Genomic DNA, 17,396 nt, shown 5'->3' on the forward strand with positions numbered 1-17,396 from the left:
CAACAGTAAAACACCGTAGTAATACTGTAATAAGTTAGTTTTTTTAGTGACTTACGCGGATGATGATTTCTTGGTTGTAGTGGTATTTTTTGATGCTAGGGAGAGTTGGAGATTTGCTAAGTGAAGGAGTTAGAGCTTGATGATTGCCAATGATTTACATCGATTTGTTTCTTATTGTAAAAAAATTCAACCACAAACCCAAGAAGATATAAAACAGTTTTTTGAAGGGGTAATCGTTTTTCCTTATGATAAGGAACTACTTTTGCAAGCTTATTTATTTTTAAATATCAAAAATTTGTTTCCTGAATGCTGTGAATTGTTGTTATTTGAAAAATCACCAATAGCAGATTACACTGATTTAGGAAAATGTGATTTTGTTTATCTGACGTTACAAGGTAATCTCTTTCTCATCGAAACGAAATTTATTGATACAGAAGCAACAGGCGCAACCGAAAGAAAAAGACGCAACAAACACAGAAACAAAGTATTTGAACAAGTCATTACTTTAAAAAATAGATTTAGTGAATATTGGGATATTCAACTGAATCAGTTAGAATGTGGTGTTTTTACAACAGATTCCGAAGTAGAATGGCGCGGCAACGGGATGAATGTAGTTACTAAGGCTATTGCAATTGATCAGCTAGAAAAGTGGCGGAGAAGTTACAAACGCACCATTTAACTTTTCTTTTAGTTATTTTACTTATTTAATTTATATCCTATGTTAATACTACATTCTTAGAGACGCGAACTTCCGCGTCTCTAATGTTTTATGAGACAATGAGCAAGATTTGGGGGATTCTCCCCCAAGCCCCCGATTGGGGGACGGTTGCGTCCCCCAAACCCCCTCCAAAATCATTTTGTCGTTTTTTGTTGAGTTATCGTTGGCTGGTTTTGTTGTAATTTCGTTTTCTTATCTGAACCGTATTTGCATATAAATAGAAGGGTTAAATTACACCTACAGCGTTTTTCATCCCAATAAGTTACATTTATCTAGTACAGGTTGGCGTAGATAAACAGACCATAAGAGATTGCTAAAAAGCTTGTGTTATGAATATTCTTACTTTTTACTTTTGCCTTTTTACTTTTGCCTTTTTACTTTTGCCTTTTTGTACTAACCTCTAGCCTCTAGCCCCTATCAACTTGTACCAATATTTGCGTATCTTGTGGCAATGTGGATATTGAGAACAGCAAAAAGTCTACATCATAGGATTACTGATGAATCGTTCTAAAATAGTTGCCATTATTACAGGTGCAATTTCTGTATTGCTGGCTATTGCTTATCTAATTCTTGTCCAATTTCTTGATTATCGAGACATGAAGCCTGCGCCTGTTGGTCAAATTGACTCAACACCTATAGCGATAGTTAACACTAACCCAAGATATTTTGGATAAGACAATAGTAAGTTGGGTGGAGCAATAGCGAAACCCAACAAAAGCTGATTACTGTTTCACTCCGACTAAAGATAACAACTCTTGTGTTGTCAGGCTGCGCTTTTTCTGGGTTGATTCTTGTCGCACTGCATTTAAAACAGATTGTGTTTCTTCACTATTGAGAATAATCCCATGTTGTTGCAGCACATTTGATAATAAATGGCGGCCAGAATGCTTACCTACAACTAAACGCCGTTCTTGTCCAATTTCTTCGGGTGCGAATGGCTCGTAGGTATGGGGATTTTGTATGACTCCATGAGCATGAATACCTGACTCATGAGCAAAGGTGTTTTCGCCGACTATTGCTTTCCACGGGGGTAAACCATAACCGGAGGCTGTAGCTACTAGTTGCGATATTTCTAATAAACGTCGGGTGTCTATGCCTAAATCAATCTTAGATAGATGTTTGAGCGCCATAACAACTTCTTCTAAAGCTGCGTTTCCGGCTCTTTCTCCTAAACCATTAACTGTAGTATTGATAGATAATGCACCAGCTTTGATACCAGCTAAGGCGTTGGCTGTAGCTAACCCAAAATCATTGTGAGTGTGCATTTCCACGGGTATAGACAAGGATGTGACTAATTTTTTTACCTTGTCATAAGTGGTGAATGGGTCGAGAATACCTACGGTGTCACAAAAGCGAAACCGTGATGCACCCCATTCTTGCGCTGCAAGTACTGTATCTAACAAAAATTGCTCATCGGCTCTGGAGGAATCTTCTCCACCTACGGAAACAAACAGTCCTTGGTCTAAAGCAAAGTTCAGACTATCTTGGAGTTTTTGTAAGACTAATTGCCAGTTTCCCTGAAATTTTGCACCAATTTGAATTGCAGAGACGGGAATAGATATATGTACACGCTTTAAACCACAAGCGATGGAAGCTTGTATATCAGAAATCACGGCGCGGTTCCAGCCTAACAGATGAGCTTGTAAATTTAAATCAACAATTGTGGCGATCGCTTGTTGTTCGGCTTCACCCATCGCCGCAATCCCAATTTCAATTTCTGGTACACCAATTGCATCGAGAAATTTGGCGATCGCAATTTTTTCTTCTAAGTTAAAAGCGACACCTGCTGCTTGTTCGCCATCACGTAATGTTGTGTCATTGATGACAACCTGATTCATTTGTGAAATTTCTCCAAAAAAAGAGATTTATCTTTTTAGCCCCAGCTTGAGTCAATATTAGGGCTTACGCAAAAAAACGAAAAAATAAGGTTTTAGAACAGGGTGCAGGGGTATGAGGGTTTAAGGGTGTAAGTATTCCAAACCCTTACACCCCATACCCTTTCACCCCTAAACCCCACCTCCACAGACAATCTTGGTGCGTAAGTCCTAAATATAATCAAAATTCGATAAAAATAACTGCAAAATAAGTATAAATTAAATACTTATTTTGCTGAAATAACAGCAGATATCCTCTAATTCCTACTGACTAAGCCCGCATTTCTCACAAGCTTCAGGCGTTTGATGGGGCAGAGGGGCAGAGGTGCGGAGGGGCAGGGGAGAGAGTACCTTCATTCTCCCCTGCTCCCCTGCTCCCCTGCACAGGCTTTGAAAGGTGTAGTGAGAAATCCGGGTAAGGGGTATTTATAGACTGCAATGCTCATCATATTTCATCAGCAGCTACAGTTCTATTTGCAACTATTTCTGTATCTGATAAGGTTTCATGGTTGTGGTTGGTAACATGGCCAAACAAGCGAGAAATTAAAGGTATGGTAATGAAAATTACAGCTAAAACTAATAAAAATGTCGAAATACCAAAAAGCTGATTCTGTGGTATTTCTAATACTCCACGTAAAATTACTTCTCGTAATGCCGAAACTATGGTAATTTCAACGGCTGCACCTACTGATATTTGTTGATTTTGTAAGTAATCAATCAGTAGACGAAATAACTCAACTAGAATCAAAATAAACAGAATATCAGATGTGATTTCTCGTAAATCTAAGGGGTGTAAAAAGGAAAAGAACATATCTCCTAGCCGGATCAGCATCACGCAGAACAAGCCAAGGCAGAGTGAAACAATAATAAAGTCTTGAAATCTTTCTAGGTTACTGACAATTCGCTCTCGCTCAAACCAGCTATTCACTTCTTTAATTACACGCTTTGGCATAATTTTTTCCACAGCCTGATTTACTGATCTCCATGATAGGCAATTTAAGAATAAAAAAATTAATAATATTTGACTATTTCCGGGAATTTGTTAACCTAATTTTGAGCTATTTTGTTATATTATCTACAGCAAAAAAAAGATTTTTAAACCTGTATTTTTATTGACAAAAACTATATTTTTTATTGATAAAATCTCAATACGGTTCGGTTAACGTTTTAGTATTTTGAGATCCCCCCAACCCCCCTTAAAAAGGGGGGCTGAAAATTATCTTTTACCCCCTTTTTAAGGGGGTCGCCGTAGGCGGGGGGATCTTAACCGAACCGTATTGGATAAAATCTAGTTTTTCAATTTAAAAACAATATCCCCGACTGCTGCAAGAAGTCGGGGATATGAACCTCATATTTTATGAATCAAATAATAATCGCTGAAAATCCGCGTCAGTCAGGTACAACCACTTTCTCCGCAATATGATGGTTGAGTGACCAACGGTGATCAACAGGTACAGATGTCACCTCACAAATTTCTTCTAGCCGTTTTTGCTGGACTGCTGCTTTGCGAAGGGTGATGATGAGTTGATTTACCTGATGTCGCAAATCGGGATTTTGATTAACGGCTAACAAGGTTTGTCTTTCTAAAAGTTGGAGTATTAATTCGTAGTGGATGGGTGACGGTAGAGGAATTTGCTCCATGTGGTTTTAATATTATAAATGTATAATTTGTGTTAGTTAGAGTTTGTCTCTTGCCATGAATTGTTACATAAAAAATGAACCTTTGGTTAAGGCATGGGTGTTTTTAACGATAAATTTTTTGCAAACCCTGGGGAAAGTACGGTAAATAGTATGTTGTTTATATAACATGCTATCGTTGCTCTGTTTCAATAGAGCAACGATAGCTTCACCTAGATTAATGATTGGGTAGAATTTGCGCGATCGCTAATTCTGGGTCTGGTTGTTTGACTAGAGATTCGCCAATTAACACAGCCGTTGCACCTGCTTGTTCAACTACAGTCAAATCATCAGGTGTGTGTAAACCAGATTCACTAACAACCACGATATTGCGATCGCGTAATTGTTCAACCCTAGCTTGTAAAAGTTGACAAGTTGTCTGTAAATCTACGGTGAAATCTTCCAGATTGCGATTGTTAATGCCCACTAAAGAGACACCATCTAAAGCCAATACCCGGTCGAGTTCTTCTAGACTGTGGACTTCAATCAATGCTGCCATGTTTAAGGCTTTGGCAATTTTGATAAAGTACTGTAAATCTTGGTCAGTTAAAATTGCCGCAATTAATAAAACGGCATCGGCACCCTGGAGACGAGCTAAGTACATCTGGTAAGGATAGATAATAAAATCCTTACACAATAATGGTAAATCAACTGCGGCTCGGACTTTCGCTAAGTTGTCAAAACTGCCTTGAAAAAATTTCACATCTGTCAACACAGAAATACAACTAGCGCCACCTTGTTGGTAGGATAAAGCGATCGCCACCGGGTCGAAATCTTCGCGTAATACACCTTTACTCGGTGAAGCCTTTTTCACTTCTGCAATCAACGCTGGTTTTGTCTTACCTTGTTTGAGGGCGGCGACAAAATCCAGAGTTGGCGGTGCGGAAAGTGCTTGCTTTTGCAGTTCTATTAAAGGCTTTTTTTCCCGCAGTTGGTCAACTTCAGTTTCTTTTTGCCAGACAATTTCTTCCAAAATGTTGTTAGGTTTGGCATCTGGTAAAGCAACTTGATAGCGCAATATAGATACATCAATAGCTGGACTTGGTTGACGACGACGGATTTGCATATTTGAGTGCTGAGTGCTGAGTGCTGAGTGCTGAGTAGTAAGTAAAAAGTAAAAAGTAAAAAGTAAAAAAGTAAAGATTGTTACTTTTTACCTTTTGCCTCCTTCGGAGTTCGCCAGTCGCTCATGGGGGAAACCCCCAAGACCTCGCTGGCTCACTTTTTACTTTTGCCTTTATTAGGCTACAGCCCGTTTATAGGCTTCATCTAGAACTTCCGAGAGGGTGGGGTGGGCGTGGACTAGATGGGCGAGGGTGTGGACAGATTCACGCTTCGCCACGGCGGCTGAGGCTTCGTGAATTAAGTCAGAGGCGTGCATTCCAAAGATGTGAACACCTAAAACTTCGCCTGTGTCTTTGCGATAAATTACCTTAGCGATACCATCGGCTTCGTTTTCTGCCAAAGCTTTGGAGTTGCCTTTAAAGTAACTCTTACTTGTGCCGACTTCAAAACCTTCTGCTTGTCCTAATTCCTTAGCAGCAGTTTCGGTTAAACCGACATAGCTAACTTCTGGGTGAGTGAAGGCGGCGGCGGGGATGCTGCGATAGTCTACAGTGCGCGATCGCCCGACGATATTTTCTACCGCTACAATACCTTGAGCCGAGGCAGCGTGAGCCAGCATCATTTTGCCATTGGCATCACCAATTGCCCACAGATGGGGTACAACTTCACCCGCACTCAATACTGCCATGCGATCATCGACGGGGATAAAATTCCGCCTGTCTAATTCCACACCCACAGATTCTAAACCAAGGTTTTGGGTGGCGGGGATGCGTCCTGTCGCTACTAGGCAAGCATCAACCTCAATCACCTCTAAATCTTCTTTTGTTTTAAAATCAGCTAACTCAATTACCACTGGTGAACCAGGGATGACTCTTTTGGCGTAGATACCGACTTTGGTTTCAATATCACGCGGCGTAATTAATACCCGTTCTGCGAGTTTGGCGATATCGCGGTCAAATCCTGGCATTAACTGATCTAGGGCTTCAATCATAGTGATTTCACTGCCCAAAGCCGAGTAGACATCAGAAAATTCCAAGCCGATGTAACCGCTACCAATAATTGCTACCCAAGGCGGGAGAGATTCTAATTTTACGCCTTGGTCGCTGGTAAATACAGTTTTGCCATCAACTTCAATGCCTGGGGGAACAAAAGGAACTGAACCAGGAGAAAGAATAATATCTTTAGCGGTGATTGTTTTTTCACTGCCATCGCCACTGACAGTGATTTTTTGAGTACCCGCAATTTTTCCCCAACCCCGGATGATATCTACGCCTAGACGCTTGAGGCTGTTGGTTAAATCGCCTTGAATTTTCGAGACTAAATTGCCTGCATGATCCGCGATCGCTTGGCGATCGAACTCCACATGACCAATTTGAATGCCCAGTGACTTGAGGTGGTGGGCATTACGTAACTCCCGCACACGTCCTGCTGCTGCCAGCAATGCTTTAGAGGGAATACAGCCCCTGTTAACACAGGTTCCGCCCATGTCAGCTGCTTCAATAATTGCTGTTTTCAGACCGCAGCTTACCGCGTGTAGGGCTGCGCCATGTCCGCCTACACCAGCGCCAATAATTACTAAATCGTAATCAAATCCTTGACTCACGTTAGTTTCCCCGTGTGCTTCGCCTATTTATTCTCAATTCGACTAGCTATTCTGACAACCCCAAAGAGTTGGGAATGGCTAAATCAACTATTATCGTTCACCCTAGCAAGCGAAGAGATAACTTTATTGACAATTTTAGTAAACATTATTCACTTATTGAATTTTATACTGATATGGCTAATTTTTTTGGAAAGCTATAATAGCCGATTCAGGTTGATCAAAACTGATTATTTTTACCTTGGTAAGCTGCTTGTGCTTTGATTTAGCAATAACTTGGACAATTAAACTTAGATAATAAGTATTAGAAAATACTAGTACTCAATTGTGTAAATAAACTACTTTTGAGGTAAAGATTTTATCAGCAGCTTTATTGTACTAGTATCCTAATGTTTGAAATTTCAGTAAGAGCCTAATGGTTATGGCTGGAAATTCAAAATCAGTATGAGCCGAAAAGCCAACCTGGATCTAAAATTCATTTACCCATAGGATTTTCGCACTTCGTCTGCCCGATGTCTATTCCCAAAATCAGTGAATTTACCATCCGTCGTTATGCCAACGCCAAGTCTTACCAACGGGGTGAGGCTTATTTTGAATCTGGTGCTGTAGATACCATCACTCGCCGTGGTAATCTATTACACGCAGAAGTTGATGGCAGTGAAGCTAGACCTTATCGTGTCAGCCTCAGTTTTGATGGCCATAGTTTAACCTCAGCTAATTGCACTTGTGCCTACAATTTTGACGGATGGTGTAAACACATTGTGGCAACGTTGCTTGTCTGTGTGCGCCAACCTGAGATTATTGAACATCGTCCGACCTTAGAGCAATTGCTTGATCGATTGGATCATGTGCAGACGCAAAGACTAGTGCAAGAATTGGTCGCCGAACATCCCCAATTGATCGAGACGATTGATCGTCATGTTACTTGGATGACAAATCCATTACCCCAGACAAAAAAGCTCAAAGCTTTGCGGCAAAATGCGATTGACACCAGTGCTTTTCGGCGACAAGTACGGCAGATTATTCACGATGGTGTGCGCTATCTGGAGGATGGCTGTGAAGAAGATCCCATCGCCGAGGAATTGCTGGGTTTAGTACAGTCGGCGGTAGACTTGATTGAACGGGGAGAAGGAAATAAAGCGATCGCAATTTTAGAGGCGATTACTTCTACCTGTATCGAAAATTGGTATGAAGTCGCCGAGTATGGTGCAGACTATGATGAAATCGCCTGGGAATTAAATAATGCTTGGTGTGAAGCTATTCTGACTGCTGACTTGACTCCCGAAGAAAAAGTAGATATCCAAGTCAATTTGGAAGTTTGGCAAGATGAATGGGATGTGGATTTTGGCTTAAGTTTAGAAGCTTTGCGCCAAGGTTGGGATTACCCACAACTCACAGAAGTTCTGCAAGGCAAAATTAGTGAACGGGGAGTTTGGGAAACAACCATTCCCGATTATGCCGATGATTTAGCTTTAATTCGGTTGAAAATCCTGGAACGCCAAGAACGTTATCAAGAATATTTATATTTAGCGGAAGCAGAAGGACAAACACGGCAATATTTAACCATGTTGGGGAGACTTGGCAGGGTAGAAGAAGCCTTAGAAGCTGCCCAAACAGAGATGAATTCAATGGAAGAAGCCTTTGCTTTGGGTAAAACTCTGCAAGAACAAGGGGCATTACAACAAGCTTTGCATATTGCTCAAATTGGTTTGCAATTAAAGGGAAATTGTCAATATGACTTGGGTTTATGGACAAGTGATTTAGCCCAGAAGTTAGGTGATCAAACCACAGCTTTGCAAGCCAAAAAACTAGCTTTTCAGGCACATCCTTCTTTAGAAGAATACCAAGATATTCAAGATTTGGCTGGGGAAGAATGGCTGAGAGTTAAACCTGATTTGTTGAAAATTCTCCGGCTTTATAGTGGTTGGGAAACTGCCCCCATCAAAGTCGATATTTTCTTACATGAAGGACTGATTGATGATGCGATCGCGATCGCTAATGATCTCAATGTCTATTATGCTGACATTATTCATCGGGTGATGGATGCTGCCATTCCCCATCGTCCTGAATGGGTAATTACTCATGCTTGTCGCCTTGCGGAAGCAATTATGAATGCCGGGAAAGCTGAATATTATGATGCCGCAGTTGAATGGCTCAAAAAAGCTCGTGCTGCTTACATTGCGTCAAACAAACAAACCGACTGGTCAAATTATCGCGCCAAGTTAATGGAAATCCACGGACGCAAGCGCAAACTGATGGGAATGTTGCAAGGACGAGATATGGAATAATTCTAAGTTCATCAATTGATGTTTATCAGCTGAATGCTCTGGGAACTATAGGTAATGAGTCTCACTAAAGCTTTACAGTCATACCTATATGTCCTCTTTATTCCCCAAAGCCCTCAAAATTAGCCAATCCAAACCCACACCCAGCACACAACTACCTAATATTAGAACCCCACTAATTTTGATTGCTTGTACATTAGCAATAGGTATTGTCGGTCTGACTAGCTACTTGGTGGTTAGAAAGCTAATTATTCAACAACTTCAAGAAAAAGCATTATTACAAGTCCGCCAAGGAACTGATGAAATTGATCAGTGGTTAGCGATTTGCTCTACCACAATTCAAACTATTGCGAATACAGATGCCGCCCGTTCCTTAAATTGGAAATTGATTGAACCATTGTTAGAGTCAGAAGTGAAGCGCACTGATGATTTCTTTAAAATTTCACTCTCACTACCTGACGGTTATTATTACAACACTGAGGTAGGTAAAAGCAACACCACAAATAGCGATCGCGATTTTATTCAAAAAGCATTAGCAGGAGAAACAAATATATCAGATCCCTTTGTCAGTAGGACTACAGGTATTCCTTCTGTTGCAATTGCTGCGCCTATCCGTCAAAGTTACGATTTTAAAAGTCCTCCCATTGCCGTGATTAACGGTAGCTTAAAAGTACACAGAATTACTCAAGTAGTCAACAAACTGCGTTACGGTAATTTGAGTTATGCCTTTGCACTTAACTCTCAGGGAGAACCAATTATTCATCCGCAAGTGATGTCAACCAAAGAAAAACCTGCTCCCAGTTTTCTCAAATCAACCGACTCTAGCTTGGCGGAACTAGCTCGGCGGATGGTAAACAAAGAGGAAAGAATTGAATTGATGTCTATTGACGGGACTTACCAATATGTTGCTTATGTTCATCTCAAACAAGCCAATTGGTCAATTGCTTTAGTTATCCCGCGAGAAAATATCGAATCTCAACTCCAAGCACTAAATTTACTAACTTCAATATTAGGTGGACTGCTGGCGATAGGAACAATTATCGCTTGGCGACAAATACAACTATCTCAAAAAGCGAAAATTCAAGTTGTGATGCTCAGTCAACAACAAAAAACATTACAACAACAAGCACAAGATTTAGAGCAAGCCTTACAAGAATTAAAACAAACTCAAGCTCAGTTGATTCAAGCTGAAAAAATGTCTAGTTTAAGTCAATTAGTTGCCGGAGTAGCCCACGAAATTAACAACCCAATCAGTTTTATTTATAGTAATATTGAACCCGCCCAAGAATATATTGCAGACTTACTCAGATTTTTAGAACTTTATCAACATCACTATCCCGAACCAGTAGCAGAAATTCAAGATGAAGCAGAAACCATTGAATTGGATTTCTTGAAAGAAGACTTGCCAAATTTACTCAATTCGATGAAAGTTGGGGCTGAAAGAATTAAACAAATTGTGCTGTCTCTGCGGAATTTTTCTCGCTTAGATGAGGCAGAAATGAAACTGGTTAATATCCATGAAGGTATTGATAGTACACTCATGTTTTTACAAAGCCAACTCAAAGCGACACCAAACCATCCAGAAATTGTAGTTATCAAGGAATATACTGATTTACCACTGGTAGAATGCTATGCAGGAGAACTGAATCAGGTGTTTATTAGTTTGCTGACAAATGCGATTGATGCTATACAAGAGTCTTTTGTTAATTTGTCGCCAACTCAAGACAGACGTACAGGCAAAATTTACATTAAAACTGAACTTACTGCTAATCAACAAGTCATTATTCGCATTATTGATAATGGAATTGGGATTTCTGAAAGTTCACAAAAGCAACTATTTAATCCCTTTTTTACTACTAAACCTGTTGGCAAAGGTACAGGTTTGGCTTTATCTATTAGTTATCAGATTGTGACTGAAAAACATCAGGGGAAATTGGAATGTCATTCTACTGTCGGTAAAGGTACAGAATTTGTAATTATACTTCCAATTAGTCAGGAAAGCTTGCTGGCGGCTTGAAATAGGTTATGGGTTATATAGGAATACGGTTTGATTCCTGAATCTAGTTGTGTAAGCAGAGAATAGGGAATGGGGAGTAGGGAATAGGGAGTAGGAAAGACGGCTGATCTGGGTGTACTGATTTTTTTCATAAATCAAATATGAGTCCTATAGGTCAATACAGTTCAGTTAAGGCAACAACTTATACCATTTTGGATTTTAGATTTTAGATTTTGGATTGGGTAAGGGTTAATTGGTAAGCTTTTGAGCCATCCATTTGTCGCAATCATTTTTTAATTTGGTATTAGATTTTTGTAGTGACCCGTGCTACATAGCGGTCTATTGTGACAAAGGTTGGGACGGTCTACTACTTCCCTCAATATACAAGGTTGGGTGGAGCGATAGCGTAACCCAACAAAGTAGGCATGAATGTTGGGTTCCGTTCCTCTTACTCATTACTCGCCACACTCAAGTTAAATTTTTCAGCCCGATCGCAATCTTACTGTGTTTCTCAATTTCGCCCATAACTTGTTTTGCTCTTTGTATTACCACCGCAGGCAAACCAGCTAACCTTCCCGCTTCGATACCGTAAGATTTATCAGCCCCTCCTGGTTGGACTTGATGTAAAAAGATAATTTGGTCTGGTAATTCTTTGACGGTGACTTGATAATTAGCCACATTAGGTAACATCGCTGCTAACTCATTTAATTCATGATAGTGAGTAGCAAAAATTGTCCGGGAACGAATATCGGTAGCGATATATTCTGCAACCGCCCAAGCAATGGAAAGACCATCAAAGGTGGCTGTTCCGCGTCCAATTTCATCTAATAATACTAAAGATTTTGATGTGGCGTGGTTGAGAATATTGGCGGTTTCATTCATTTCCACCATAAAGGTAGATTGACCAGTTGCCAAATCATCTACAGCACCAACACGGGTAAAAATGCGATCGCATACTCCCAGTTTGGCAGATTTAGCCGGGACGAAACTCCCAATTTGCGCCATCAATTGAATTAACCCTACCTGACGCAAGTAACAACTTTTACCACTAGCATTCGGCCCAGTCAGAATAATTAAGTCAGGAAGTGGGGAGTGGGGAGTGGGGAGTGGGGCTTTTTCACTACTCCCAATTCCCGACTCCCCACTCCCTAAATATGTGGAATTAGGGACGAAGAAACCCGCAGGTAAGGACTGTTCTACCACTGGGTGACGACCATCTACAATTTCTAGTCCTCGCCCTGATATCATTTCGGGACGACAGTAACCTTGCTGCACAGCTAACTCGGCTAAACCACATAATACATCCGCCGCCGCCACTGCGCGAGACAGTTGACGAATAGCCTCGGCTTGTTCGCCGACTTCTTCCCGCAACGCCACAAAAATCTCATATTCCAACTTATATAAATCATCCCGCGCACTGAGAATCCGCGCTTCCCTTTCTTTGAGTTCTGGGGTGATGTAGCGTTCTTCGTTCTTGAGGGTTTGCTTGCGGATATAGTTGGCGGGTACTTGGTCGGCTTTGGTGCGAGAAATACTAATGTAGTAACCAAAGGTTTCGTTAAATCCCACCTTCAGCGTCGGAATACCTGTTCTTGACCTTTCATCAACTTCTAAATTGGCAATCCATTGATGATCTGCTTCAACAGTCGCTTTTCTTTCATCTAATAATACATTGATACCAGGACGAATTAAGCCCCCTTCTTTTAAATGAATGGGCGGTGCTTCGACGAGGTGGGCTTGAATTTTTCGGGCTAATTCTTCCAAGACTGGCGGGACTTTTTGCAAAGCTTTCAAGAAGGGAGAACTAGCATCAGCAACTAAACAGGCTAATTCTGGCAAACGCGAGAGAGAATCCGCTAAAGCGATTAAATCTCGCGCGTTAGCAGTTCCCGAACTCGCCCTACCTGTCAGCCGTTCTAAATCGTAGATTTGCCGTAATAAATAGCGCAAATCTTGACGCAGTGGTGTATTTTCTTTTAATTCTTGAATTGTTTCTTGCCGCGCCCAAATACCTTTAATATCCAGTAGGGGTTGTAATAACCAACGTCGTAAAGCCCGACTTCCCATTGCGGTGCTAGTTCTATCTAACGCCCACAGTAGAGAACCGTGAAAAGTACCATCCCGAACGGTTTGGGTAATTTCTAAATTCCGGCGGGTTTGATGGTCAATAATTAAGTAGTCTGTGAGTGTATAGGTGCGGAGTCTTTGCAGGGAAATTCTATTTTCCTTTTGGGTATCTTCCACATATTCTAAAAGACCGCCAGCCGCCCGCACAGCCAAGGGAAGATGATCACAACCTAAACCTTCGAGCGATCGCACCTTAAATTTCTGCAATAATTTACTTCTAGCTTCCCCTTGAGAAAAGGGTACTTGCGATCGCAAACTATAACAAAATGATGGCGGTAAACATTGGGGAAGATGGGGCGAGGTTTCCCCCGGACGCAGCAACACACCCAAATCAGGTGCATTGGTGGGAACTAACACCTCGGAAGGTTGCAAGCGCATTAATTCTTGCGTCAAGTGTTCTAAATCGCTACCTTGGGTTGTGAGAAATTCCCCCGTGGAGATATCTGCGTAAGCTAAACCCCAATGATTCCCCGCAATTACCACCGCCGCTAAATAATTATTGCGGCTAGATTTTAACATTCCCTCTTCTAACAAAGTGCCAGGGGTGAGGATGCGTGTGACTTCCCGCCTTACCAAACCCACAGCTTCGGAAGCATCTTCTACTTGGTCACAAATCACCACTGCATAGCCTTTTTCGACCAATTGGGTGCTGTAGCGTTCCCAAGCGTGGTGCGGTACACCAGTCATCGCCACCCGTCCTACTTCGCCGCCATGCTTGCTGGTGAGAACTAATTCCAGTTCCCGCGACACAGTAACAGCATCTTGGAAAAAAGTTTCAAAGAAATCGCCTACCCGATATAACAACAAAGCATGGGGATGTTTATCTTTGATTTCCACATAATGCTGATACATTTTACTCAGCTTACTGCGGTCTACCAGTCGCGTGTCCGCGTGAGGCGCAGGGGGTTGAAGAGATTCCTTTGACTGGTTATCAGAGTCAGAAGCGGTCATAGATAGATGCCAGGATTCACACACGCAAAAGCCACAATACTCGATGATAGCGTGATGTGGTGTTGATTTGCGATCGCTCAAGATTTTTTTTATTTTAGGACTTATGCAATAAGACGAAAAATCAAAGGTTTGGTGAAGAGTGAAGTGTGACTTTACCCATAACTTTGCCGCAACTGGAAGCATAACTTTGCCGTCAACAACACTATAAACCTCATTCCTGCGTCAGCTAATACTGGATGAAATTGACAGCCTGGAACCATAACTTTGCCGCTAGTCCAAAATGGAAGGATATAGCGCATTGTCCAGGATTTGTCCTATCCTTCACGAACTAGACAACATTGGGATTCATCCGATCGCAGGAATTTCGGACAGGAACAATTTGCTTGAACTCACTGCTCAATCTCGCCTAAAAATTCGGATTCATCATCAACAGATTCCTTTAATTTATCCTTATTTAGCAGGTCAAGCTTTCCATATATGTCAAAATTCTTATCAACTAGATATTCCCGACTACAAACCATTAATTTCTTCAGAAAGTGTCTCATAGTATTGTGACTTCTGGCTTCTGAATTCTGAAGATTATTTAATTACCACAACTACCACAATCAAGAAAGCCACAATCAGCGCCACTACAATCTACAGCGTGACAATGAAAGAAATCACAATCACTCAAGATATTAGCCATATCAGCACAATTGCAACTTAAATCAGCACAATCTACACAGTAAGCACTATCATTACTGCTACAGCTTGTATTGGAAGATTGAGAATTATTACTGCCATTGTCTTTTTTTGCTGGCTGTGTATTTGCTTCATCTTTTAATTCTGCATCTTCAGAATCATCCAATTGGGAACGCAAAATTAAATTAGCTTGTTTGCAAGCTTGAAATCTGGTACGGGACTTGATTAACGCCACCCTCAAACCGTCTTGGGCAATTACGCGCTTGATGTACTGGGAACAAGATTCGCCCCCATATAAAATCCTATGGGCGCAAGCAAAGCCTTTGTGGGGAGAAATATGCTTTTGGTATCCAGTAATCACACTAACGCTAACTCGGCGGGTGAAAGAGTCTAGTAAAGAAATCTGCATAGGTAGGGAGTAGGGAGTAGGGAGTAGGGAGTAGGGAGTAGGGAATAGGGAGTAGGGAATAGGGAGTAGGGAATAGGGAGTAGGGAATAGGGAGTAGGGAGTAGGGAATAGGGAGTAGAGAATAGGGAGTAGGGAATAGGGAGTAAAAAAGAGTATTCCCAATTCTTCACAGTGAATCACTATTCCTAAATTCCATACAATCGTTACCATAGACTTCCTACTCACCACTCACCACTCCCTACTCCCTAGTTTTGTATCGAAACATTAAGGAATATTGCATTTCTGTCAAAACTGAGAGGGTGAGCGCCAAATCAGCCAAAAGACCGTGGTAGGATGCTTTCGGTAAATGTCAAGATTGGGAGAAGACCTTTGACACTACGGGTTGCTGTTGTGGGGTCAGGCCCTGCTGGTTCATCTGCCGCCGAAACATTGGCAAAAGCTGGGATTGAAACCTACCTGTTTGAGCGCAAGCTGGACAATGCCAAGCCCTGCGGGGGCGCTATTCCCCTTTGTATGGTGGGTGAATTTGACCTACCACCAGAGATTATCGATCGCCGGGTGCGGAAGATGAAAATGATTTCGCCTTCCAATCGTGAGGTTGATATTAACCTGGTAAATCAAGAAGAATATATAGGAATGTGTCGCCGCGAAGTCCTCGATGGCTTTTTGCGGAATCGCGCGGCAAAATTAGGTGCAACTTTAATTAACGCCACTGTTCATAAAGTCGATATACCCACAAATAATACCGACCCCTATACAATTCATTACGTCGACCATACTGAAGGCGGCGTGCAGGGTATTACAAAAACCCTGAAAGTAGATTTAATCATTGGGGCGGATGGGGCAAATTCCCGCATTGCCAAAGAAATGGATGCTGGGGATTATAATTATGCGATCGCCTTCCAAGAGCGAATTCGCTTACCCCAAGACAAAATGGTGTACTACAACGACTTAGCCGAAATGTATGTCGGCGATGACGTTTCCACCGACTTCTACGCTTGGGTATTCCCCAAATATGATCACGTAGCTGTTGGTACTGGCACAATGCACGTCAATAAAGCCAGTATTAAACAATTGCAAGCAGGTATCCGCGCTCGTGCTGCCAAAAAACTCGAAGGCGGTAAAATCATCAAAGTCGAAGCGCATCCCATTCCTGAACATCCCCGTCCTCGTCGCGTCGTTGGTCGCATCGCCTTAGTTGGAGATGCTGCTGGCTACGTTACTAAGTCTTCTGGGGAAGGAATTTACTTTGCCGCTAAATCTGGAAGAATGTGTGCTGAAACCATTGTGGAAACTTCCAACAACGGTAGCCGCATCCCCACAGAAAACGACCTCAAAATCTATATCAAGCGTTGGGATAAGAAATACGGACTCACCTACAAAGTGTTAGACATTTTGCAGAGCGTGTTCTATCGTTCTGATGCAACCCGTGAAGCATTCGTCGAAATGTGTGCTGACATGGATGTACAGCGCCTCACCTTCGACAGCTATCTATACAAAACAGTTGTCCCCGCTAACCCCATTACCCAACTGAAAATTACTGCCAAAACCCTTGGTAGCTTAATTCGCGGTAACGCCCTTGCTCCCTAATACCATTTTGGATTTTAAATTAACCATTTGGTATCACAATCGGAACAAGGTGAAAAACATAACAGAGGAGAAGAAGTGCAAATAATTCCAATGGCAATTAGTCCATTGTGAATTAATTTGTACCTCGGCTCCTCTGTAATTTTTGGTTATTAAAAACGCAGAAGCTAGAAGTCAGAAGTCAGAAGTCAATGTGAATTGTGAATAGTAACGTAACGCGATATGCGACTTATTTTTGAAACCCCTCTCCAAACCTCTCCCCTGAAAGGAGGAGCCACTGCGTTGGGCGGGTTTCCCGACTTGAAGCAAGTGGCGTAGAGGCTTTGAATCTTGCTCCCCTTCCCTTGTAGGGAAGGGGTTGGGGGTTAGGTTTGAGGGAAAGTTGCACACGGCGTGAAGCATATATTTTGCTACATTAAATTGATT

General features: G+C 41.7%; 13 protein-coding genes. 6 read left to right on the top strand and 7 right to left on the bottom strand.

The window, feature by feature from the left end:
- Positions 1-139: 139 nt before the first annotated feature.
- Together H6G28_RS16735 and H6G28_RS16740 are read left to right on the top strand one after the other, a co-directional pair.
- Complete coding sequence (locus H6G28_RS16735) at positions 140-679, top strand: hypothetical protein (protein WP_190592224.1); 540 nt, start codon at positions 140-142, stop codon at positions 677-679.
- Between the two features lie 536 nt (positions 680-1,215).
- Entirely contained in the window at positions 1,216-1,392 is a 177-nt protein-coding gene (locus H6G28_RS16740) for a hypothetical protein (protein WP_190592223.1), read from the top strand.
- A 48-nt stretch (positions 1,393-1,440) separates the two neighbouring features.
- On the opposite strand, the gene nifV is transcribed toward H6G28_RS16740, so the two are convergent.
- The 5 genes from nifV to lpdA form a co-directional block, all read right to left on the bottom strand.
- Positions 1,441-2,556, bottom strand: a complete 1,116-nt coding sequence (gene nifV, locus H6G28_RS16745) for a homocitrate synthase (RefSeq protein WP_190672427.1) — start codon at positions 2,554-2,556, stop codon at positions 1,441-1,443.
- Positions 2,557-3,037: 481 nt separating this feature from the next.
- Positions 3,038-3,544 carry a phosphate-starvation-inducible PsiE family protein gene (locus H6G28_RS16750; RefSeq protein WP_190592221.1) on the bottom strand — a complete coding sequence of 169 codons (507 nt, stop codon included), beginning with the start codon at positions 3,542-3,544 and terminating at the stop codon, positions 3,038-3,040.
- 437 nt (positions 3,545-3,981) lie between these two features.
- On the bottom strand, positions 3,982-4,233 hold the full coding sequence (locus H6G28_RS16755; RefSeq protein WP_190592220.1) for a DUF5340 domain-containing protein: 252 nt from the start codon (positions 4,231-4,233) through the stop codon (positions 3,982-3,984).
- A 214-nt stretch (positions 4,234-4,447) separates the two neighbouring features.
- Positions 4,448-5,335 carry an indole-3-glycerol phosphate synthase TrpC gene (gene trpC, locus H6G28_RS16760; RefSeq protein WP_190592219.1) on the bottom strand — a complete coding sequence of 296 codons (888 nt, stop codon included), beginning with the start codon at positions 5,333-5,335 and terminating at the stop codon, positions 4,448-4,450.
- 174 nt (positions 5,336-5,509) lie between these two features.
- Positions 5,510-6,937, bottom strand: coding sequence for a dihydrolipoyl dehydrogenase (gene lpdA / locus H6G28_RS16765; RefSeq protein ID WP_190592218.1), 1,428 nt, complete (start codon positions 6,935-6,937; stop codon positions 5,510-5,512).
- Positions 6,938-7,446: 509 nt separating this feature from the next.
- Here lpdA and H6G28_RS16770 point away from each other — a divergent pair.
- Both H6G28_RS16770 and H6G28_RS16775 read left to right on the top strand, forming a co-directional pair.
- The gene (locus H6G28_RS16770; RefSeq protein ID WP_190672430.1) at positions 7,447-9,222 is read left to right on the top strand and encodes an SWIM zinc finger family protein; all 1,776 of its coding nucleotides are present in this window, start codon (positions 7,447-7,449) and stop codon (positions 9,220-9,222) included.
- 88 nt (positions 9,223-9,310) lie between these two features.
- Positions 9,311-11,236 carry a sensor histidine kinase gene (locus tag H6G28_RS16775; protein ID WP_190672432.1) on the top strand — a complete coding sequence of 642 codons (1,926 nt, stop codon included), beginning with the start codon at positions 9,311-9,313 and terminating at the stop codon, positions 11,234-11,236.
- A 447-nt stretch (positions 11,237-11,683) separates the two neighbouring features.
- Here H6G28_RS16775 and mutS read toward each other — a convergent pair whose 3' ends face one another.
- Positions 11,684-14,293: a DNA mismatch repair protein MutS gene (gene mutS, locus H6G28_RS16780; protein ID WP_190672434.1), complete on the bottom strand. Its 2,610-nt coding sequence runs from the start codon at positions 14,291-14,293 to the stop codon at positions 11,684-11,686.
- Positions 14,294-14,573: 280 nt separating this feature from the next.
- Between mutS and H6G28_RS16785 the strand changes: the two genes are divergently transcribed.
- On the top strand, positions 14,574-14,840 hold the full coding sequence (locus H6G28_RS16785; RefSeq protein WP_242054601.1) for a type I-MYXAN CRISPR-associated protein Cas6/Cmx6: 267 nt from the start codon (positions 14,574-14,576) through the stop codon (positions 14,838-14,840).
- Positions 14,841-14,876: 36 nt separating this feature from the next.
- On the opposite strand, the gene yidD is transcribed toward H6G28_RS16785, so the two are convergent.
- Positions 14,877-15,383, bottom strand: coding sequence for a membrane protein insertion efficiency factor YidD (gene yidD / locus H6G28_RS16790; protein ID WP_190672436.1), 507 nt, complete (start codon positions 15,381-15,383; stop codon positions 14,877-14,879).
- Between the two features lie 333 nt (positions 15,384-15,716).
- On the opposite strand from yidD, the gene chlP reads away from it, so the two are divergent.
- A complete protein-coding gene (gene chlP, locus H6G28_RS16795) occupies positions 15,717-16,973 on the top strand; it encodes a geranylgeranyl reductase (protein ID WP_190592213.1) in 1,257 nt (418 codons plus the stop codon).
- Positions 16,974-17,396: the final 423 nt, after the last annotated feature.

Source organism: Nostoc sp. FACHB-190 (assembly GCF_014696905.1).
In the GTDB taxonomy this organism is placed as follows: Bacteria; Cyanobacteriota; Cyanobacteriia; order Cyanobacteriales; family Nostocaceae; genus Nostoc_B.

What these genes read in the sequence shown, in the direction of transcription:
- H6G28_RS16750 (WP_190592221.1), bottom strand. Translation starts at nt 3,544, where the DNA reads ATGCCAAAGCGTGTAATTAAAGAAGTGAATAGCTGGTTTGAGCGAGAG.
- H6G28_RS16775 (WP_190672432.1), top strand. Translation starts at nt 9,311, where the DNA reads ATGTCCTCTTTATTCCCCAAAGCCCTCAAAATTAGCCAATCCAAACCC.
- H6G28_RS16755 (WP_190592220.1), bottom strand. Translation starts at nt 4,233, where the DNA reads ATGGAGCAAATTCCTCTACCGTCACCCATCCACTACGAATTAATACTC.
- H6G28_RS16740 (WP_190592223.1), top strand. Translation starts at nt 1,216, where the DNA reads ATGAATCGTTCTAAAATAGTTGCCATTATTACAGGTGCAATTTCTGTA.
- nifV (WP_190672427.1), bottom strand. Translation starts at nt 2,556, where the DNA reads ATGAATCAGGTTGTCATCAATGACACAACATTACGTGATGGCGAACAA.
- trpC (WP_190592219.1), bottom strand. Translation starts at nt 5,335, where the DNA reads ATGCAAATCCGTCGTCGTCAACCAAGTCCAGCTATTGATGTATCTATA.
- yidD (WP_190672436.1), bottom strand. Translation starts at nt 15,383, where the DNA reads ATGCAGATTTCTTTACTAGACTCTTTCACCCGCCGAGTTAGCGTTAGT.
- H6G28_RS16735 (WP_190592224.1), top strand. Translation starts at nt 140, where the DNA reads ATGATTGCCAATGATTTACATCGATTTGTTTCTTATTGTAAAAAAATT.
- H6G28_RS16770 (WP_190672430.1), top strand. Translation starts at nt 7,447, where the DNA reads ATGTCTATTCCCAAAATCAGTGAATTTACCATCCGTCGTTATGCCAAC.
- chlP (WP_190592213.1), top strand. Translation starts at nt 15,717, where the DNA reads ATGCTTTCGGTAAATGTCAAGATTGGGAGAAGACCTTTGACACTACGG.
- mutS (WP_190672434.1), bottom strand. Translation starts at nt 14,293, where the DNA reads ATGACCGCTTCTGACTCTGATAACCAGTCAAAGGAATCTCTTCAACCC.
- H6G28_RS16785 (WP_242054601.1), top strand. Translation starts at nt 14,574, where the DNA reads ATGGAAGGATATAGCGCATTGTCCAGGATTTGTCCTATCCTTCACGAA.